This window comes from Vulcanisaeta sp., assembly GCF_049966235.1.
In the GTDB taxonomy this organism is placed as follows: Archaea; Thermoproteota; Thermoprotei; order Thermoproteales; family Thermocladiaceae; genus Vulcanisaeta; species Vulcanisaeta moutnovskia.
The window spans coordinates 1-1945 of record NZ_JBMFVA010000057.1 but is presented as its reverse complement, the minus strand read 5'-3'; the positions used below and the strand labels follow the sequence as shown (position 1 = coordinate 1945).

General features: G+C 41.5%; 2 protein-coding genes. Both read left to right on the top strand.

Going from position 1 to position 1945, the window contains the following annotated elements:
- The coding region (locus ACP5L5_RS11655; RefSeq protein ID WP_428763990.1) for a hypothetical protein at positions 1-667 on the top strand (667 nt) is incomplete at its 5' end.
- Positions 668-1041: 374 nt separating this feature from the next.
- Positions 1042-1945: AAA family ATPase (locus ACP5L5_RS11650; protein ID WP_428763989.1), on the top strand; the 904-nt coding region annotated here is incomplete at its 3' end.

Sequence of the window (1945 nt, the reverse complement as noted above, 5' to 3'; positions counted from 1 at the left end):
TTCTGTGAATGTCACGATAGGGCCGTTATATTGCTTCAAACCATACGTTGCTAATATTACTTCAGATAACGGTGCCTTATGCGTACCATCAATAGTTACCATGAATGCCACTAACGATCATGTGGTTCAGGACTTAACAGCAGCGACTGGCTTATGGCGTTACATAAACAATAGTCTATATACCGTGAGGTACTTAATTTTAAGCATACCAGCCGTTAAAGTGTATGTAAATGGTAAATGGGTGGTGCCAATATCCTTTGGTGTTGCAGTAACGTGGATTAGATTAAGGAATTACTCAGTATCAAGCAGGGTTTACTACTATTACTACTTCCTCATAGTATCCCCCAATGGTATAAGGGTTGGGATAATTCAAGTATATACGTATTTAAGTTCAGGCATAATTCATATGTATGTGGAATTACCGGCAAGTACAAAACTTCCAAGCTACATTATGACTGGTTCTCTTGCCTCAATATACCTCTACACTATTAATTATACTAAAGGCTGGGCCTACTCTTTAACAACCCAAACTAACTCAACCTTCACTACAGCGTCCCTATACTTAATAGAACCAAGCCTCCATTGCATGGAGCAGTATGAACTATTTAACTGTACCTCACCAGGAATCCGGATGGTTGCACCTAATATACTTATGGAGGATCATTAAACCACTGTTTCTGAAGTTTAAAATCAACGCCAATGGTTTAAAATAAGCACATCAGTATTCTTAGAATTGAATGATTAAACAATATTAATACATGCAATCGTGAGTACTAACCTAAACCATCATTACTAAACACGTAATGTGTTCAATGAGGGACTCCCTACCAGTAAGAACCTCGCCAATCACTACTCACAATACGTAATAATAATTTATTGTTCCCCAAACCTCCCGATGCCGATAAGTCAGTATCTTCATGAAGTGGAGCATGGCTATAAGGTCACTGGGATTCACATAGTCCTTAACCATGTAGTGTAATGCTTGGCTTCAGTAAGGTTTTAAGGATTCTGGGGTAGAACTATATTTCTGGGGCAGAACTAATGCTATTTAACCCGAGACCGAAGACCAGTAGGGCTGATTTATTTGTGAGGGATAGGGAGTTGAACCTACTTCATGAAAACGTAGACTCCCCCATAATTATAATTACGGGTATTAGGCGCATAGGTAAAACATCACTCCTAAACGTATTCTTAAATGAGGTAGGTATCCCAAGTGTAGTGCATGATTTAAGGGGGCTGAAGAGTAATTATGGTTTCAGGGACTTTTACAGCATTCTTGCAAAGGGCCTTTCCAATAGCCTTGATAAGCTCATTGACGTATTGAGGGGCATTTCGTCAATAAGGATAGTGGGGGTTGAGGTTGAGCTTAAATGGAGGGGTAGGAATGCGATTAGCGTATCAACACTTTTCGACTACCTGAGTAGGAGGAGGGTTATTGTGGCCTTTGATGAGGCCCAGAGGTTGAGGGGTCCTAGATCCTTGGAGCTCCTCGATGCAATAGCCCATGCATATGACTATGATAAAAACATAACATTCGTATTCACGGGCTCTGAAGTAGGGCTACTCTACAGCTTCCTAGGCCTAGATAACCCTAAATCACCCCTATACGGTAGATACACCTTCAGGTTAACACTAGATAGGTTCCCGAAGGACTTAGCCATGGAGTTCCTTAAACGGGGATTCCAGGAAGCTGGCGTTAACGTACCCATGGATATTATGGAGTATGCTGTGGATGTTTTCGACGGGATACCAGGATGGTTAACGCTATTCGGAAACGAATACATCAGGGGTAATAAGGATATTGACAGGATTAAGGAGGAGGCGATAAGGATAGCCCTTGAGGAGTTAAGAAGCATAGTAAGTGAGAGAGGAAGGAGATATGCAATAGCACTCAGGGGTGTGGCAGAAGGGGCAAACACTTGGGGAAGGCTTAAAGCATACATTG